Source organism: Rickettsia endosymbiont of Orchestes rusci (assembly GCF_964030945.1).
Lineage (GTDB): Bacteria > Pseudomonadota > Alphaproteobacteria > Rickettsiales > Rickettsiaceae > Rickettsia.
The window spans coordinates 531,318-549,527 of the sequence record NZ_CAXIQG010000004.1 but is presented as its reverse complement, the minus strand read 5'-3'; the positions used below and the strand labels follow the sequence as shown (position 1 = coordinate 549,527).

The window sequence follows — 18,210 nt, the reverse complement described above, 5'->3', positions numbered from 1 at the left end:
ATTTTAAGATAACATAAATTATAAAATAATGATTAATATTACCTTTCCCGATGGGAATTCTAAGCAATTTGCAAAAAATATCAGTGCTTTTGAAATAGCAAATAAAATTTCTACTTCTTTAGCAAAACAAGCAATAATTGTAGAAATAGACAATGAGCTAAAAGATTTAAGCACTATAATCAATACTAACTGTAAATTAAGAATTTTAACCGCTAAGGATACTGAATGCCTTGAGATAATAAGGCATGATGCAGCACATTTAACAGCCGAAGCGGTGAAAGAATTATTTCCGGAAACCGAAGTAACTATCGGTCCTGCCATAGAGAACGGTTTTTATTACGATTTTGCTAGAGATAAGCCGTTTACCACGGAAGATTTGGTAAAAATAGAAGCTAAAATGCAGGAAATTGTCAAAAGAAACGAACAGATTACTAGAGAGTTATGGGATCGTGATAAGGCTGTAGAGTTTTTTAAGTCAATAGGTGAGCATTATAAAGCAGAAATTATTGCCTCGATTCCAAGCGATGAGCCTATAACCCTTTACAGACAAGGTAATTTTATTGATCTTTGTCGTGGTCCGCATGCTCCTTCAACGGGCTTTGTCAAGCATTTTAAGTTAATGAAGGTAGCAGGAGCTTATTGGCGAGGTGATAGCCGTAACCCTATGTTGCAGCGTATTTACGGCACGGCATGGGCGACGAAAGAACAGTTAGATAGCTATCTTTATATGCTGGAAGAAGCAGAAAAACGTGATCACCGAAAGCTAGGGAAGGAGCTCGATTTATTCCATTTCCAAGAGGAAGCTCAAGGGATGGTATTCTGGCATGATAAAGGCTACAGTATTTATAATATTATTGAGCAATATATCAGAAGAAAGATTAAAAAAGTCGGCTACACAGAGGTTAAAACTCCGGTTTTAGTCGATAAAAGCCTATGGGAAGCGTCAGGACATTGGGAGAAGTTTAGAGAAGATATGTTCGCTCTAGAGACGGAAGATAAAATTTTAGCTTTAAAGCCGATGAATTGCCCTTGCCATGTGCAAATTTTTAAGCAAGGCATTAAAAGCTACCGCGATTTGCCTTTGCGTATGTCCGAGTTCGGCTTATGTCATAGAAATGAAGCATCGGGCGCATTGCACGGTCTTATGAGAGTTAGAAGCTTTGCCCAGGATGATGCTCATATTTTTTGTACCGAGGAACAAGTTACTAGTGAAACAGTAAGTTTTTGTAAGTTACTGACAGAGATATATAAAGATTTCGGTTTTACTAACTTTAAAATTAAATTTTCGGATCGTCCTTTAATTCGAGCCGGCAGCGATGAAGTTTGGGACAAAGCGGAAAATGCTTTAAAAGAAGCGGTAGAGGAGGCGGGTTATTCTTATACTCTAAATCCCGGAGACGGAGCATTTTACGGTCCGAAGCTTGAATTTGTTTTAACTGATGCAATAGGACGCGAATGGCAATGCGGTACGCTTCAGGTTGATTTTGTCATGCCTGAGCGTTTAGACGCTAATTATATCGCGGCAAGCGGTGAGAAAAAAAGACCCGTTATGCTTCATCGAGCTATTATCGGTACTTTTGAGCGATTTATCGGGATTTTAATCGAGGAATATGCCGGTCGTTTTCCGCTCTGGCTTGCGCCTGTTCAGGTAGCAATTGCCACCATTACTAGTGATTTAAACGATTATGCTCTTGAAGTGCAAAAAACTTTAATTAACCGTAATATAAGAGCTGATATTAATATTTCGCCTGATAAGATTAACTATAAGATTCGAGAATTTTCTAATCAAAAAGTGCCGTTAATCGCCGTAATAGGTAAACAAGAAATGGAAAATAACACTGTAACAATCAGAAAGCTTGGCATAGAAGCGCAGGAAGTTTTGACTATAGAGCAATTAGTACAGTTAGTAAAAGAAGAGAATGCTAAATATTTGGGTTAGATATATTTGCATGAAGCGGTAGAAGCGTCACAATGTTATTCCCGCTTTTGCAGGCATTGTTGCGTGGATCGAATTTTCGATGTCATTCTAGCTAAAGGCGGGAATCCAGTCTTAGCTTATGTCATGCTGAACTTGTTTCAGCATCTAATTCAACAGATCCTGAAATAAATTCAGGATGACTTAAAAGATTTTTTCTAGATTCCCCTTTTCACGGGAATGACATATAACACTTTTTTAGAGCCATGCAGCAACACCTCCAGTTGCTCGCAATGACGGACTTTATAGACTCTAATAAGCGAAGCTATACTTTTTTGAGACAATTTTTGATCCACGCGGGTAATGCCGTGTGGGTAAACATCAATGGAAAGAAAAGCAATAACATGGCTTCAGAATTAAAGCAACTTATAGGAAGTAGGTTAATAAAATCTCGTCTTGAAGATGCTCCGGCGAGTGCGGGGGTTTACCGCATGTTTGATATTAGCAAACAAATTATTTATGTCGGTAAAGCTAAAAACCTAAAAAAACGTCTTACTAATTATATTAAAACTGACTTAGATACCAAAACCATTCGGATGGTAGCGGCTACTCATTTTTTGGAATATAGTGTTACAAATTCCGAGGTGGAGGCTCTGCTTTTAGAAGCACAGTTAATTAAAAAATTCCAACCGAAATTTAATATATTACTAAAAGACGATAAATCATTTCCTTTTATCAAATTACGTTTAGATCACGATTATCCTCAATTACTGAAATTTAGAGGGAGAAATTTAACAAACGGTAAATTTTTCGGTCCTTTTGCTTCTCCTGCTCATGTAATTACTACCTTAAAAGAATTACAAAAAATTTTTAAGTTACGTTCCTGCACCGATAATTATTTTAATACTCGTAAACGCCCATGCTTACAATATGAAATTAAGCGTTGTTATGCTCCTTGCGTTGGGAAAATTAATAAAGAACATTATGCCGAGCTAGTAACGCAAGTGAAAGATTTTTTGCAAGGTCGCACTAAAGAGCTGCAAGAAAATTTATCTAGCAAAATGGAAGAATTAAGCCGGCAAATGCGTTTTGAAGAAGCAGCGGAAATTAGGGATCGTATTAAAGCTTTAAGTTACGTGCAGCTGAAAGCCGGTATATTTAACGCCGTTAAAGATGCCGATGTGATTGCTATTATAGAAAAAAACGGTCATTATTGCGTAGAGGTGTTCCTCTACCGTATCGGTCAAGCGTGCGGTAATATTCCTTATTTTCCGATTCATACGGAGAATAGTAGCAAAGAAGAAGTTTTAGAATATTTTTTAACTCAATTCTATCAAAAACAACAGGCCCCACCGGAAATTATTCTCAATTGTTCTATAAATAATAAAGAGAATATAATAGAAGCTATAAAAAAATTTAATGATATAAGCAAGCTTAATATTACTGTACCCGTTAGCGGCGGTAAAGCCAAATTAGTAGAAAATGCTGAAGCAAATGCGGCTTTATCTTTAGATCAGTATTTAAAAAGATTTGCTAAAAATCAAATAGTTATGGCAGAAATCAAAGATTTATTTGATCTGCCGGAATTACCTGAACGTATTGAGGTATATGATAATAGCCATATTATGGGCAAGTTTGCAGTAGGGGCGATGATTGTCGTCGGTAAATCCGGTTTCGATAAGAAAGAATATAGAATTTTTAATGTTGATAATACTATAGGCGATGATTTTGAGATGTTAAGGCAGGTGTTAACAAGAAGGCTTACAAGGCTAAAGCAAGAGCCGCATAAAACCCCAAGCTTAATGATTATCGACGGCGGGAAAGGACATTTAAGTGTAGTGAAAGAGGTAATGAATAAATTAGATATAAACTTGCCGTTTGTTTGTATGTCAAAAGGTCCAGATAGAAATGCCGGTCTTGAGCAGTTTCATATGGTAAATAGAGAGATTTTTACCATAGATAAGAATCAGCCGCTGATGAAATATTTACAAATTCTGCGTGATGAGGCGCATAATTTCGCTATAAAAAACCATAGGCTCAGTAGGTCAAGAGCTATAAAAATCTCTAGTCTTGATCAAATAGAAAATATCGGAGAAACGCGCAAAAAAGCATTACTACATTATTTCGGTTCATACAAAGCAATATGTGAGGCTAGTATTGCCGAACTATCAAAAGTAAAAGGCATCAGTACCCCCTTAGCACAAATAATTTTTCAAGCGTTGAGGGAGGAGAGGTAGCCGTTCGGGGTTTTGATGTCATTTCTAGCGGCAGTTGGCAATGCCCGCGTGGATATCCTAAACGTCATTTTATCATACGGAGGACCTTCCATGCGATTTATGAAAATGTTATTTAATAAGGTCCCTAGCTTTTTATTATTTATATTTAGAGGATCTTTCGTACAAAATTCTGCTGCTTTTTCACAAGCCTTGTTATACCCCAAAATCATAGCAGATTGTAAATATTGCAGGGCCTTTATATAGTCATCATCACTTTTAGGTTTGTTATATAACTCTAAACCTTTGTTATATAATTCTTCCTTATTCAACGGAGCATAAAAATCTTGCACGGATTTTTTAAACTCACGCCAATAGCTTTTACCCATAACTAACCTCTAATTTTAACTTAAGAATTAAATCTAATATTATTTACTTAAAAAGAAAGCTCGCCCGCTGTAAAAGAAGATATTTTTTTTGTAGGGAGTTGTATAATTATTCTGCCGACTTCGTCGATGCCTTTAAATATACCGGTAATAGTGTTATTTCCGTCGTTAATCGTAACTGATTCATTTAGTTTATAAGCCTTTTCAAGCCATATTTTTCTAATCTCAATAAATCCTTTTTGTTCCCAAATTTGATAATATTTTTCAAAATTTACTATAAAAATATCAAGTAAAGCTTCCGGCCGGTGAATCTCCATATTTTCGGCAGATAAACTAGTGGTTAATTGATCTATGTTTAATGGATTACGGACTATATTAATTCCGACTCCGACAATAAGATAGTTATTATTTGCCACGGTAAGAGATTCAAGAAGTATACCGGAAATTTTTTTATCGTTGATCAGGATATCATTCGGCCATTTAAGTTTAATATTTTTAATGTTATTTTCTTCTCCAATGTCATTCTTGCGCTCTTTTATGTCATTCCCGCAAAGGCAGGAATCCGGTTCGTCATGCTGAACTTGTTTCAGCATCTTATTGTTAATAGATCCTGAAATAAATTCAGGATGACCAGAAGCCTTTCCTGGATTCCCGTTTTCACGGGAATGACACTGAAAAATAAGAGACTCTATAGTCTCATAGACGGCAAGCCCGGTTACAAACGATAATTGCGGAAAAAGAGTTAGTTCTTTATTTGGCTTTAATAATAAACTGGTATGTAAATTGCCGAGCAGGGATTGCCATTTTTTACCTTTCCGAGTGCGTCCTTGCGTTTGAGTTTTTGCAAGTATAGCATAATTTAAAGAAGGATTAGTTTTTGCGATTCTAATAGCCTCTAGGTTGGTACTGTCTATTTCATCGAAGATTAGTAATTTATAGTTATTCATATGTTAAGTATATGTTGTAATACCGTGGCGGCATATTGCGTGGATCGGAAATTAACACAAAAACCCCGTCATTGCGAACGAGCGTTGTTGCGTGGCTTGATAAAAGTGCCGTGTGTCATTCCCGCGAAGGCGGGAACCCAGACTTTTTCTTGTCATGCTGAACAAGTTTTTCGCATCTTTTTTAGTAGATCCTGAAATAAATTCAAGATGACTTTTATACTTTTTTCTGGATTCCCGCTTTCGCGGGAATGATATCAAATAGGCTTTTTCTTTAAACTATAAGCCTATAATAGCAAGCTTTATTTCAAAATTTAATAAAAAAAGAGGCAAAAAGTAAAAAACCTATAACAATGGAATTAATTAATAATAATCCATATTGCGTCGGTATTTTTTTCTCGATTAGCTCAATATTTTCGACAAAATACATGGTTTTAATAATTTTGAGATAATAATAAGCGGCGATAATACTAGTAAAAATACCAACAAAAGCTAATAAATATTCCCCTTTATTAATTGCTTGATAAAAAAGATAATATTTTCCTAAAAAGCCGGCTAACGGCGGGATGCCTATCATGGAAAACATAATAATCGTTATGGCACCTGCTATTGCTTTGCGGTTTGCCGATATTCCTTGTATACTGTCAAAAGTTGCTTTATCTGCTTCACTCCCGAGCAGTGCTATTAAACATGCAAAAAACCCTATCGTACCGGTGGCATATATCAGCATATAAAGCATAGCGGCAAAATTTCCTTCTGAGTTATGCAAGGCTACCCCGACCAACACATAGCCGATATTTAAAATAGTACTATAGGCCATTAATCTTTTTAAAGATGTTTGCCTAATCGCTCCCAAAGCTCCGAAAATCATTGATAATACGGCAATTATTTTTATTAAATTAATGCTAATAGGGTGATAATCACCGACCACTAAGTTCATTATATTTAACAAGATTGCAACCATGCCGATTTTTGAAGCGGTAGCAAAATAAGTAACCGAGCTTACGGGTGAGCCTTCATATACCTCCGGTACCCATGAATGCATAGGAACGCTAGAGAGTTTAAAGAATAAACTGCTTAAGAAAAGTACAATTCCGACTACTAAACCGATATTTGCATTAGAAGTATTTAATTTATATAAAATATCGCTAAACTCTAAACTTCCGCCGAAGCCGTATATAAAAGAAATACCGAATAACGATAAACAGCTAACTAAGCTTCCTAAAATAAAATATTTAAGCGCCCCTTCCGATGATTTAATATCGTTTAATTTAAAGCCGGCGAGAACATAAGCTATTAAAGCCGGCAACTCCATAGCACAAAATAATAGCAAAAAATTCCGTGCCGAGATTGCAACAAAAATTCCTGCAGTTGATAATAACACTAAGGTAAAGAATTCATTTTTTAATTCTTCGGGGCTAGTAGCACAGTAATCGCGGTAAATTATCATAGTCATTATCGTAAATATTAAGACTATAGCTTTATAGCTACCCGTAACCGAGTTAGTAACGAAGGAATCGTTAAATGCCGTAGCTTCTTGAGCAGAAATTTTTAGGGTCACAAAAACTAATATTATCGATAGTAAAATAGTGAGATTAACAATAATTTTATTTTTACTGCTAAAAAATATTGCAAATATTTGCGTAAAAAGTGCTATTAGCGTAAGTGATAATTCAGGAATTATAATATTAAATTGTTCGAGCATAAGATTATTCATAAAAAAATAGATATTAGTAACGCCGGTTTAGGATAAGATTTTTTAAAAAATCTTATCCTAATACTGATAGAAATAAGGAAAAATGATAGCTTAAGGCGGCTTAGCGCTATCATTTTGCCCTATAATCCTGCTAATTATATTTAGAATTAAATATAATTAGCAGTAAATATTAATTTTATAATCAAGGGTGAAGCCGCCTTTACCCTTGATTATTCAGCTTTTGAACCGAATTTAGGATAAAAACTTATCCTAAATTCGCGTTAGTAAATAAATAATGCTTAATCAATAAGCTTCATTATTTTATATATTATAACATATTACTCTATCATATTTTCGTTCTTTTTTCTTCCTCTTTATGCTATATTCGTATAATCTACAGTTAATAAAATTTAAGTTTAAATATTTTAGTTAAAAATGCATTTAGTATCATTTATATTAGTATGGTTAAATACATTATTCCGTCAATGGTGGCTATCCGTTAGCTCGATAAATTTTTATAAAGATGTTTATAGGAATTACCAAGGATACGGTATTAGATATTTATTTGTCGTTTCTTTTATCCCTTCAATAATTTATTGTATTTTTGTATTAAATTATATAGTAACGTTGAAAGATTATTTTAACGGCAAGCATTTATCAAAAGCTACCGAAAGCATTGAATATATTATAAATCAGCTGCCGGATATTCAATATAACGGTATAAAAATTTCCTTAGAAGAGGAAGAGCCTTTATATTTATATAGCAAAAATAAAAATAAAATAGTAGCTATTGATATTAATAACCAGCTACCGCTTAACGAAAAAAGTAAGATACCTATTATTTTAACCGCAAATAAGCTTATAATAAATTTAGTAGAAGCCACTACTAAGAAAAAGTTAACTACCGATATTGAATATTCTAAAATATTTGATCCAAGTCAAAAAGCTTTAACTCCTGAGATAATAAAAAAATATTGTGCAGATAGTTTAGCTAGCATTCCGACCGTCTTTATTTATATAGGGATGCCGATTATAATTCTTTTTTGGTTTGTTACTTTTTTATTTGAAAAAAGTTTTATAATTTTATTAGTTTACGTTTTAACTAATTTATTCGGTCCTAAATCCCCAATGAAAACCTGTATAAGATTAGTGATGTTTGCTAGTGGCGTGCCGGTATTACTTCAACCTATTATTACGTTACTCTCTCCTGCGCTTGGTGAGGCGATACTTTTCCTCCAAATGTTTACTGTTGGATTGTTGTTTGCGGCACTTTGGCAAATAAAAAATAAAGAAATGTTCGGTAAATATAGTTAGAGAGAGGTTGGATAGAATTTTCCTACTCTTTAAACGCCGATTTAGGATAAGAATTTATCCTAAATTCGTGTTTTAAGATATGCGTCTTTTTAGTGGTGTTGTTGCATGGCTACCGGAATAGTCATTGCAAGCAACTGGATACCTTGTTGCATGGCTAATAACTTACCGTATTATGGTTATTATAAGTACGGTGTCATCTAGTTGCTTGACCCACTACTGTACGAACGTTGAAAAAAGGCTGTGTCATGCCGTGACTTGATCACGGCATCCAGGAAAATAAAGCCATATTAGACTTATTTTAGAATCTTTTTATGATATTATAAGCTGGATTCCGTGGTCGTAGCCACGGAATGACAGAATTTTTACCTCTTTATTTAAACGTTCGTACAGTAGTGGGCTTGACCACGGTATCCAGAAAAACCTTAATAAAAAGACTGGATGCCGTGGGAGGGGCCTCGGCATAACACCGAAACACTTTTTAAATTCCCTTATAGTGCTACTTTAAATTCTGCTTCGGTTTTTGCTTTAATCTCGTCGAGCGTTACTTCCGGTGCTATTGTGGTTAGTAACATTTCATCTTTATCAACATCAAAAATTCCAAGGTCGGTTATTACTCTGCTAACTACCTTGGTCCCCGTCAAGGGAAAACTGCATTCTTTTAGTAATTTAATGCCGCCGTCTCTTGCCGTATGCTCCATTATCACGACGACCCTTTTGGTATTAGCCACCAAATCCATAGCACCGCCCATGCCTTTTACCATTTTGCCGGGGATAGTCCAATTAGCGATATCGCCTTTTTGTGACACTTGCATTGCTCCCAAAATAGTTAAGTCAACGTGAGAGCCTCTAATCATGCCGAATGAAAACGCGCTATCAAAATAACTACTTTCCGGCAAAGCAGTAATAGTTTGTTTGCCGGCATTAATTAAGTCAGGATCTTCTTCACCTGCATAAGGAAACGGTCCCATACCTAGCATGCCGTTTTCGCTTTGAAATACAACATTTACCCCTTTAGAGATATAGTTAGCGACGTAGGTCGGCATACCTATTCCGAGATTAACATATAAGCCTTCTTTAAGTTCAAGTTCGGCGGTTATTTGATAAATTTGTTCTTTACTCCAAGCCATTTTTATCCCTATTTTGATCGAGTTGTTAATTGTTCTATACGCTTCTCATATTTTTCTCCTAAAACCAATCTCTGTACGAAAATATTGGGGGTATGAATATTATTGGGATCAAGTTCGCCTATTTCAACTATTTCTTCTACTTCACAAACAGTGACTTTAGCGGCTCCTGCCATTATAGGATTAAAATTTCTTGCCGTCTTATTATATATTACGTTACCGCTTTTATCGGCTTTAAAGCCTTTGATAATAGCAAGATCGGCAAAAAGCGCGGTTTCCATCAAGTATTTTTCACCGTTAAACTCACCTACTTTTTTGTTTTCTTCTACTATTGTCCCGATACCGGTTTTGGTGTAAAAAGCCGGAATACCGTTGCCGCCGGCTCTAATTCTTTCGGCTAGCGTTCCTTGCGGGTTAAGTTCAAGCTCTAATGTCTTATCTAAATATTGTTGTTCAAAAATTTTATTCTCGCCGACATACGAGGAAATCATTTTTTTTATCTGTCTAGTTTGGAGTAACAGCCCAAGACCGAAATTATCCACCCCGCAATTATTGCTAATAACGGTTAAATTCTGCACTTTGCTTTTAAGCAACGCATTTATCAAATTTTCCGGAATACCGCAAAGGCCGAAGCCTCCTGCCATAATCGTCATACCGTCGTAAAGCAAGCCTTCTAGCGCTAACTCGGAAGAGGGATAAATTTTATTCATAAATTGTAATTAATTTAAAAGTTGTTTGTGGTAGGTTTTCGTAATTTCTGATGTCATTCCGGCACGGCATTAGCTTTGTTGCATGGCTCGAATTTTCGATGTCATTCCCGAGAAAGCGGGAATCCATTCTATACGTCATCCTGAATTTATTTCAGGATATATTAAAAGAGATGCTGAAATAAGTTCAGCATGACTATTATTTTTCTAGATTCCCGCCTACGCGGGAATGACATCTTCTGATATTACTCCTTAAATTCTTACCTAACAGAATATAAACAAATTTAAAGATCGCTACCTTAGTTGTCAAGTATTTAACTAAAGCTACTGGAAATAATTTTAAAATTATCTTATATTCTTATATGATTTATAGGAAGATGTTTTAGAATTATGTTAACCAGCATAGAAAAGTTTTTATTTGCTTCAGTCGGCTCATTGCTTAACATTAATGAGGATGTAATCAAAGCTTTTAAAAGGCTCGGTATAATAACCGTGCGGGATTTATTATTTTATCGTCCGATTTCATGGCAGGTGAAAATAATCTCGCCGAATTTATACGAGGTGAAAGAAGGACAGTTAATTCAAACTAAGGTAACAATCGAAAAAATATTTTTACCGATAAAAAAACATCAACCGTTAAAGATTACGGCAGCTAATGATACCGGTTCTTTATTAATGGTATTTTTTCATAAATTACCGCCTTTTATTTTTAATAAATTAAAAGTCGGTACTACTCACACAATTAGCGGTAAGGTACAGTTTTTTGATCATTATGTGCAAATTTCCCATCCGGAATTTATTTATAATCCTAAATTTGAAGGAGCAATAGAACCGATTTATCCCTTAACGTTCGGGATTAATAATAAACAAATTTATTCTTACATATTAAAGTTAATTGATATATTTGAAGAGAAATGCACTAAGCTAAAGCTAGGAACTAATACGGAAATAGTAGAATATATAGAATCATTATTGACGGATTTAAAAACTCTTCATTTTCAATATTCCTTTGATGCCTCATTATGTAATTCCTACGCTTCATTATGTCATTCCCGCGAAGGCGGGAATCCGGAAAACGCTTCTAGTCATCCTAAATTTACTTCAGAATCTAATGAGATGCTGAAACAAGTTCAGCATGACGGACTGGATTCCCGCCTTCGCAGGAATGACATAACAGGGCGCGGGGATGACACTGAAGTAAACGGAAATGAAAATGAAACAAATATTATAGAAAAAGCTATAAAAAGATTAGCCGCTAAAGAGCTTATCGCTAATCAAATATCTCTCTACAATATCCGTAAACAAATTCAGTTAAAGCGCGGCAATAGTTTTAGCAAAGCTGCAGTTATACAGCAATCCGTATTAGACGAATTAGGATTTAAATTAACACAGGGGCAACAAAAAGTTATAGAAGAAATAGAGCAAGATCAAAGTTCTTCATTTGAAATGATGAGACTGTTACAAGGCGACGTCGGAGCGGGTAAGACCTTAGTAGCTCTGCTTACTATCGTAAATGCGGTAGGAGCAAAGTTTCAAGCAACTCTTATGGTGCCAACAGATTTGCTTGCTAATCAGCATTATGAGTTTTTTGTTAAAGCTTTAAAAAATACTGATATAAAAGTTGCTCTTTTGACCGGTAAAATATTAGGTGTTACCAGAAAAAATGTTATGTCTCAGCTTGAAAATGGTGAGATTGACATATTAATCGGTACGCATGCTTTATTTCAAGAAAAGGTAAGTTTTAAAAATCTTGGCTATATCGTTATAGACGAACAACATAAGTTCGGGGTGCAGCAGCGTTTGAATCTAATAAATAAAGGCGCAAATCCCGACGTGTTAGTTATGACGGCAACGCCGATCCCTCGAAGCCTTGCGCTGACGGTCTTTGGTGATATGGCTATCTCAAAATTGACTAGCAAGCCCAAAAATCGGCTAGCTATTACCACTAATGTTATGCCGACTAGTAGAATAGAAAATATAATAGAAGTATTAAATAAAAAACTTACCCTAGGTGAAAGAATTTACTGGATATGTCCTTTAATCGATCAAAACGATAAAGAGCTTAAAATAGAAGAAAATATTATCCCGCTTACCGATGTGATGAGTCGTTTCGCTGCGATTGATTTGGTCTATCCTAAAATAGCCGGCATTATTCACGGTAAAATGAAAAATGATCAAAAAGATGCGGTAATGAGGCAATTTAAAGAAGGGCAAATTAAATTATTAGTGGCAACTACCGTTATCGAAGTAGGGATTGACGTACCGGAAGCCACTTTAATTGTTATAGAAAATGCTGAGCAATTCGGTTTAGCCCAGCTTCATCAATTAAGAGGAAGAGTAGGGCGGGGATCAATCCTCTCTTACTGTATATTATTATATAATCCAAAAAGATTAAGTAAAGTAGCACGCGAAAGATTTGAAATAATGAAGTCAACTAACGATGGATTTTATATAGCGGAACAGGACTTAAAACTTCGTGGCGGCGGTGAAATTCTCGGCATGAAGCAAAGCGGGGAAATACAGTTTTTCTTTGCCGATTTAGCACGCGATCTAGAGTTATTAATCAAAGCGAACAAATTTGCCGCTGCAAACCCTAACGTTAATTACGATTTTGTTAATTTTCAAATTAAATTATTTGCAAGAGGAGAATTAAGTGAATTGAATTGAATATTATTTGTGCAGCATTATTGTAGGGTTCAAATTTTCGATGTCATTCCCGCGAAAGCGGGAATCTAGACTTTTTTTGTCATGCTGAACTTGTTTCAGCATCTTTTTGTAATAGATAATAGATCCTGAAATAAATTCAGGATGACTATAATTTTTCTGGATTCCCGCCTGCGCGGGAATGACATAGAACATGCTGTAACCTATCCACGCAACAATTCTATTTCTCTTATAGATTGGTTTAAACGCTTAGCATTTTTAGGGCTTGCCATTAAATAAGCAGTTTCTTCGTATGATTTAAAATCCTCTAAAGATATTATTACTGCAGGCTTTCCCTTTTGCCGAGTTATAGTTATAGGAGTATGATCGTCATTTACCTTATCTAGAATTTTTGCAAGATTACTACGAAGCTCCGAATAATTTATAATGTCCATAAACATATGTAATTAGATATATATATACTTATATAAGTACGCAAGTTATTTAAGACCTCTTGCATAACTTGCTTCTAAAGGTAATTTGTACGTCAATCCGATGCTCGAATCCTCACGTTACTTGCGTGTACGCTGTGGTTCTGCGCTTCGTGTTTCCTTCAAATTCCTCTTTATTAGCTACGTTATGCAAGAGGTCTATTTTCTCAAAAACCGGTTTTTTATTTTTAATGCCGCTAATAAGGAAGGAATAGTAATAATAGTAGTAAAAGCAAAGAAATTTTGCCAACCGAAATTTACTACTATATAGCCTGAAATAGTCGGGAAGATTGCTCTTGAGAATCCCATCATCGCAGAAAAAAATGAGTATTGAGTAGCTCTAAACTTACCGTGACAAAGAGAAGAAATAAAAGCAATATATGCCGTCATTGCCATGCCGCCCGTGATACTTTCTATTGCTATCGTAATAAATAATAAGGAAAGATTTTTGCCGTATATTTCTAATGCAATAAACAAAATATGAGCTAGCGAGTGAATAACACCGAATAGAAATATACTATCTAAGATATTCTTTTTTTGCATTATAAAACTTGCTATTAATCCCCCAATTATAGCCCCTATTACTCCTAGAAATTTGCCGGCGCTAGCTATTTCAAAGTTATTATAACCTAGGTGAATTAAAAACGGGTTGACCATAACGTTAATAAAATTATCGGGTAACCTATATAAGATTAGAAAGATTATTATTAAAGTAATAAAAGAAAGTGACCCGATAGGTTTTAATATGCTCAATATAAAATTACCAACGCCAGTAGAATAATTTGTTGAAGGAATGGAAATATTATTTGCTATAACGTTAAAATATTTAGTAAAGAAAATAAGAGGAATTAAATAAATAACTATTGATACGGCAAAAATTTTATATATTTCATTGAATGTTAAATAACTAGATAAATAAATAGCTCCCGACCCTGAGAATAACATCCCGATTCGATAACCGAATATATATATTCCTGAAGCAGTTCCTTGAGCTTCTTTTATTATTATTTCCGTTCTGAATGCACTCAAAATAGTATCTTGCGCTGAACTTAAAAAAGAAATGATCAACGCTACTAAGGCAAATAATAGTAAATTTTTAGTAGGATTTAGAAAACTTAAAATAAATATAGCAAATGCTAAAAGAATCCCGATAAGATAAATCCATGATAACCGATGACCTAATATTTTATTTAATCGCCCCAGTTTTACGGTATCAAAAATCGGCGCCCATAGAAAATTAATAGAATAAGGAAGGAGTATAAAAGAAAGTATACCGATGGTTTGTAAATCGATATTTTCTTTAGCAAGCCAATAATTCAAAGTATTGCCGCTAATCATTATAGCAAAACCGCTGATAAACCCAAATAACCAGGCAAGGAATAATCGAGAATTGCTTAACATAAGTAAATTTAGATATATAAAAAAAGTCACAATATAATAATAAAGTTACCCCGGCAAGAAGATTGCTTTATTATTTATTAGTTGCTATATTTTATTTTTTATTATGAAAATATTTTGATGAGCCTAATTATAAGCCTTAAAAAAATTTTTAGTTATAAATTCCTTACTCTGCTGTTATTAGTAACGGTGTTTATTTTAATAATAATAGTAATTGGTTTCTTCGTAAGTAATATTAAAATGCATCGAGATTTTAGTCATGCACGGGATATTACTAGCTATAGCTATATGAAATTTTATAGCCTTATCCGTGAAAATCAATTAAATTTTGATTTTTCTCTTGAGCAATTAGCTAATAAAACTTTAAGTAAGCCAGAGAGAGAAAAACTAGAAAAGATATGTTTTTTTCATGTAGAAGACGGAATAGACAGGTTAGAAGTAGCCAAAGGATATGACTGTTTACTTCGTTTATATGCAAATGAAAACTCTACCTTAGTAGAGATATATAAAGCCATAAAAAACGGTAGTTACGGTTTAGATGTTATTTATACGGAAACGGGGGCAATTAATTTAGTAAAACTAATCGTTAAAGGATATGAAAAAGAAGTAAAAGAGTTATTAGGTTTAGAAAGTGATCTTGATTTTACAAAATATTATACAGGTTATGCAAAAGATGAAATTCCTTTTTTAAATAGTCTAATTTCGCTTGATATTCCGCCTCTTACGGCAAAATGTTTATATAGGCTTAGCTTAATTCATTTATTCGGTAGATCATCGTTTAATGAGGAAATTCCCGATCATAATTATATGCTTGCTACGGAAGAATTACAAAAAACTATTAAAATCACGAAAATTAAACAAGATAACGTTCTTGATATAGCATTAACTATTAATGATAAATTTGCATCTCATGCAGGTGTGGTTATTGCCTCCGCTCTACTTAATTCAGATTTAGATAGTTTTTATAGATTTCATATAGTTATGGATCCTAACGATCAGATTTCTACAGAATCAAAAGCAAAATTATCTGCTATGCAATACATAAAAAATTATTCGATAGATTTTATTAATTTTCCGGAAAACTTAATAAATAAAGATTGGATACAAAAGAAGATAAAATTTCCCTCTAATTGGCCGTTGCTGATAATTTACCGTTTGTATCTTGATCAAATTTTTCCGGCTTTAGATTCTATATTGTATCTTGATGCCGATATAGTAGTGTTGCATGACTTAAATTCTCTTAAAAAAATAGATATGGATAATTATATTGCTGCCGGAGCTATGGACTCAAGTTTAGCTCATTGTAAAAGTAATATTAATTTTAAGTGTTATAAAAATATGATTTATTCTTATAAAAATAGCGGTGTCATATTTTTAAATTTAAAAAACATGAAAAAGAAAAAAGCCGGTGTTTTTTTATCAAAAACTTTAAATGACTCAAAATGTAATTTTTCTTTTCCTGATCAAGATTTATTTAATATTGCATTTCATGGTTATATTTATCCTTTGTCGATAAGATGGAATTTTTCTACCTATTTTGATGATGTAAATCCTTATTTTTCGTATTTTATAGCACATTATGCAGGTCCGAAGCCGTGGACTCCTAAAATGCAAGAATTATGGAAAACTAACCGAGATAAATTAAGTGAAAATGTAAAAAATTACTGGCAATATAGAGAAATAACCCCATGGAAAGATATTTCAGTATAACAACCTGGCTATTTTTATTGACTTTACCCATTAGGCGATTTAAAAGTTTATTCTATTTTATGCAAAGGTCTCAGTATAAATAATGTTACTGCCAAAAACCGCTTTTAATAAAATTCAAGAAATTATTTGGCCGATAGAGAAAGAAGAGCTAAAGCTTTTTTTGCCTATGGCCTTAATGATGCTTTGTATACTTTTTAATTTCGGCGCACTTCGCTCCATTAAAGATGCGCTGGTAGTTCCCGCTATGGGTGCGGAAGTTATCAGCTTCCTAAAATTATGGTTAGTTCTACCTTCATGTGTTATTTTTACTATTGCTTATGTTAAGCTTAGTAATAAGTTTAATTTCGAGTATATCTTTTATCTTATAGTTAGTTGTTTTTTATTATTTTTCTTAATATTTGCTTACATTATTTTCCCCAATCAAGATTTTTATCATCCAAATCCTGAATTAATAAATCGCTTAATTCTTTCTTACCCTAATTTTCAATGGTTTATCAAAATAGCCGGTAAGTGGAGCTATGCCGTAATGTATATTTTCTCCGAGTTATGGAGTGCGGTAGTTATTAATTTAATGTTTTGGCAATTTGCTAATCATATTTTTGATACCGGTAAAGCAAAAAGATTTTATCCGGTCCTTGGAATGGTTGGAAATATCGGTCTTATACTTGCAGGAAATGTCTTAATTGCTTTCTCGGAGATAAAAGAAGTAATAGATTTTGATCTATTACCTGATCCTTTTACTTTAGAGTACCGATCGGAAGCAATGTTAAAACCCGTCATGTCGATAATCGTCGTAGCCGGCATAACGGCAATGATATTATTTAAGGTAATTAATCGGTTTATTTTAACCGATGCTATAAGTACGCTTGATTTAAAAAAAGTAACAGCTAAAACAAAAACCTCACTTTCGGTGAGAGAAAGTATAAAATTAATAATTCATTCAAAATATATCGGGCGTATAGCATTATTGATAATTTGTTACGGATTGCTCATTAATATTGTAGAGGGTCCTTGGAAAGCCAAAGTAAAGGAACTCTATCCGAATACGATAGATTACGTTCATTTTATGGGCAGATTTAATATTTGGATGGGATTATCCTGCGTTACTTTTATGGTAATCGGTAGTAATATCCTAAGACGGCTTAGCTGGCTTATCGCCGCTTTATTAACGCCGCTGATGTTATTCGTCACCGGTTTTTTATTTTTTATCTTTATAATCTTCTTAGAGGAAATAGGCTCGGTTGTAGAAAATATTAATCTTTTATATGCGGCAGTATTGGTCGGCGGAATACAAAATATATTAAGTAAATCGGCAAAATATTCGTTATTCGATTCCACAAAAGAGATGGCTTATATTCCCTTATCTTTAGAGCTTAGGACTAAAGGAAAAGCTGCCGTTGAAGTAATTGGGACTAAATTCGGTAAGTCTCTCGGGGCATTCACTCAATCCTTAATATTTATAATAATTCCAAGTGCTACTTTTGACTCAATAATATTCTATTTATTAATAGTGTTTATTGTTATAGTCGCCTTATGGGTATGGGATATAGTAAAGCTAAATCAAGAATATATGAAATTGTGTAAGTAATATTGCTACGTGGCTTTATTAAAAGCGTCAATATGTCATTCCTGTGAGGCATTGTTGCGTGGATCAAATTTTTGCAAAGCG

17 protein-coding genes and 1 pseudogene are annotated in these 18,210 nt (G+C 34.0%); 7 read left to right on the top strand and 11 right to left on the bottom strand.

Annotated features, from left to right (window positions below; all coding sequences use genetic code 11):
- The first annotated feature begins 28 nt into the window (after window positions 1-28).
- Window positions 29-1,939, top strand: a complete 1,911-nt coding sequence (gene thrS, locus AAHM91_RS06630) for a threonine--tRNA ligase (protein WP_342270270.1) — start codon at window positions 29-31, stop codon at window positions 1,937-1,939.
- Between the two features lie 194 nt (window positions 1,940-2,133).
- Here thrS and AAHM91_RS06625 read toward each other — a convergent pair whose 3' ends face one another.
- Complete coding sequence (locus AAHM91_RS06625; protein WP_342270269.1) at window positions 2,134-2,259, bottom strand: hypothetical protein; 126 nt, start codon at window positions 2,257-2,259, stop codon at window positions 2,134-2,136.
- 60 nt (window positions 2,260-2,319) lie between these two features.
- On the opposite strand from AAHM91_RS06625, the gene uvrC reads away from it, so the two are divergent.
- Complete coding sequence (gene uvrC, locus AAHM91_RS06620; RefSeq protein WP_342270268.1) at window positions 2,320-4,152, top strand: excinuclease ABC subunit UvrC; 1,833 nt, start codon at window positions 2,320-2,322, stop codon at window positions 4,150-4,152.
- Here uvrC and AAHM91_RS06615 read toward each other — a convergent pair.
- Together AAHM91_RS06615 and AAHM91_RS06610 are read right to left on the bottom strand one after the other, a co-directional pair.
- Window positions 4,128-4,517, bottom strand: a complete 390-nt coding sequence (locus AAHM91_RS06615) for a hypothetical protein (protein ID WP_342270267.1) — start codon at window positions 4,515-4,517, stop codon at window positions 4,128-4,130. The two genes, uvrC and AAHM91_RS06615, sit on opposite strands and share 25 nt — an antisense overlap.
- 47 nt (window positions 4,518-4,564) lie before the next feature.
- Window positions 4,565-5,461: a biotin--[acetyl-CoA-carboxylase] ligase gene (locus tag AAHM91_RS06610; protein WP_342270266.1), complete on the bottom strand. Its 897-nt coding sequence runs from the start codon at window positions 5,459-5,461 to the stop codon at window positions 4,565-4,567.
- 39 nt (window positions 5,462-5,500) lie between these two features.
- On the opposite strand from AAHM91_RS06610, the gene AAHM91_RS06605 reads away from it, so the two are divergent.
- Window positions 5,501-5,656 (top strand): hypothetical protein, encoded by a 156-nt coding sequence (locus AAHM91_RS06605; protein WP_342270265.1) that lies wholly within the window; start codon window positions 5,501-5,503, stop codon window positions 5,654-5,656.
- A gap of 109 nt (window positions 5,657-5,765) precedes the next feature.
- Here AAHM91_RS06605 and nuoN read toward each other — a convergent pair whose 3' ends face one another.
- Entirely contained in the window at window positions 5,766-7,163 is a 1,398-nt protein-coding gene (gene nuoN / locus AAHM91_RS06600) for an NADH-quinone oxidoreductase subunit NuoN (RefSeq protein ID WP_342270264.1), read from the bottom strand.
- A 426-nt stretch (window positions 7,164-7,589) separates the two neighbouring features.
- On the opposite strand from nuoN, the gene AAHM91_RS06595 reads away from it, so the two are divergent.
- Window positions 7,590-8,468 carry a DUF1189 family protein gene (locus AAHM91_RS06595; protein ID WP_342270263.1) on the top strand — a complete coding sequence of 293 codons (879 nt, stop codon included), beginning with the start codon at window positions 7,590-7,592 and terminating at the stop codon, window positions 8,466-8,468.
- A 309-nt stretch (window positions 8,469-8,777) separates the two neighbouring features.
- On the opposite strand, the gene AAHM91_RS06590 is transcribed toward AAHM91_RS06595, so the two are convergent.
- From AAHM91_RS06590 to AAHM91_RS06580, 3 genes are read right to left on the bottom strand one after another with little or no spacing between them, the layout of a single operon-like run.
- Complete coding sequence (locus tag AAHM91_RS06590) at window positions 8,778-8,930, bottom strand: hypothetical protein (RefSeq protein WP_342270262.1); 153 nt, start codon at window positions 8,928-8,930, stop codon at window positions 8,778-8,780.
- 26 nt (window positions 8,931-8,956) lie between these two features.
- Window positions 8,957-9,595 (bottom strand): 3-oxoacid CoA-transferase subunit B, encoded by a 639-nt coding sequence (locus tag AAHM91_RS06585; protein WP_342270261.1) that lies wholly within the window; start codon window positions 9,593-9,595, stop codon window positions 8,957-8,959.
- 8 nt (window positions 9,596-9,603) lie between these two features.
- Complete coding sequence (locus AAHM91_RS06580) at window positions 9,604-10,302, bottom strand: CoA transferase subunit A (protein WP_253307794.1); 699 nt, start codon at window positions 10,300-10,302, stop codon at window positions 9,604-9,606.
- 387 nt (window positions 10,303-10,689) lie between these two features.
- On the opposite strand from AAHM91_RS06580, the gene AAHM91_RS06575 reads away from it, so the two are divergent.
- Complete coding sequence (locus AAHM91_RS06575) at window positions 10,690-12,966, top strand: ATP-dependent DNA helicase RecG (RefSeq protein WP_342270260.1); 2,277 nt, start codon at window positions 10,690-10,692, stop codon at window positions 12,964-12,966.
- 3 nt (window positions 12,967-12,969) lie between these two features.
- Here the strand turns inward: AAHM91_RS06575 and AAHM91_RS06570 are convergent, their stop codons facing one another.
- The 4 genes and pseudogenes from AAHM91_RS06570 to AAHM91_RS06555 all read right to left on the bottom strand — a co-directional run bounded on the left by AAHM91_RS06570 (window position 12,970) and on the right by AAHM91_RS06555 (window position 14,834).
- Window positions 12,970-13,158, bottom strand: a complete 189-nt coding sequence (locus AAHM91_RS06570; protein WP_341793977.1) for a hypothetical protein — start codon at window positions 13,156-13,158, stop codon at window positions 12,970-12,972.
- 8 nt (window positions 13,159-13,166) lie between these two features.
- The gene (locus AAHM91_RS06565) at window positions 13,167-13,403 is read right to left on the bottom strand and encodes a type II toxin-antitoxin system Phd/YefM family antitoxin (protein WP_341793978.1); all 237 of its coding nucleotides are present in this window, start codon (window positions 13,401-13,403) and stop codon (window positions 13,167-13,169) included.
- Window positions 13,404-13,448: 45 nt separating this feature from the next.
- A pseudogene (locus AAHM91_RS06560) lies at window positions 13,449-13,635 on the bottom strand (palindromic element RPE1 domain-containing protein); the annotation flags it as partial.
- The gene (locus AAHM91_RS06555; protein WP_342270259.1) at window positions 13,593-14,834 is read right to left on the bottom strand and encodes an AmpG family muropeptide MFS transporter; all 1,242 of its coding nucleotides are present in this window, start codon (window positions 14,832-14,834) and stop codon (window positions 13,593-13,595) included. The pseudogene AAHM91_RS06560 and the gene AAHM91_RS06555, both read right to left, overlap by 43 nt.
- 237 nt (window positions 14,835-15,071) lie before the next feature.
- Here AAHM91_RS06555 and AAHM91_RS06550 point away from each other — a divergent pair, with 237 nt between their 5' ends.
- Together AAHM91_RS06550 and AAHM91_RS06545 are read left to right on the top strand one after the other, a co-directional pair.
- Window positions 15,072-16,541, top strand: coding sequence for a glycosyltransferase family 8 protein (locus tag AAHM91_RS06550; protein ID WP_253310042.1), 1,470 nt, complete (start codon window positions 15,072-15,074; stop codon window positions 16,539-16,541).
- Window positions 16,542-16,623: 82 nt separating this feature from the next.
- Window positions 16,624-18,129 carry an Npt1/Npt2 family nucleotide transporter gene (locus AAHM91_RS06545; RefSeq protein WP_341793981.1) on the top strand — a complete coding sequence of 502 codons (1,506 nt, stop codon included), beginning with the start codon at window positions 16,624-16,626 and terminating at the stop codon, window positions 18,127-18,129.
- Window positions 18,130-18,210 lie beyond the last annotated feature (81 nt).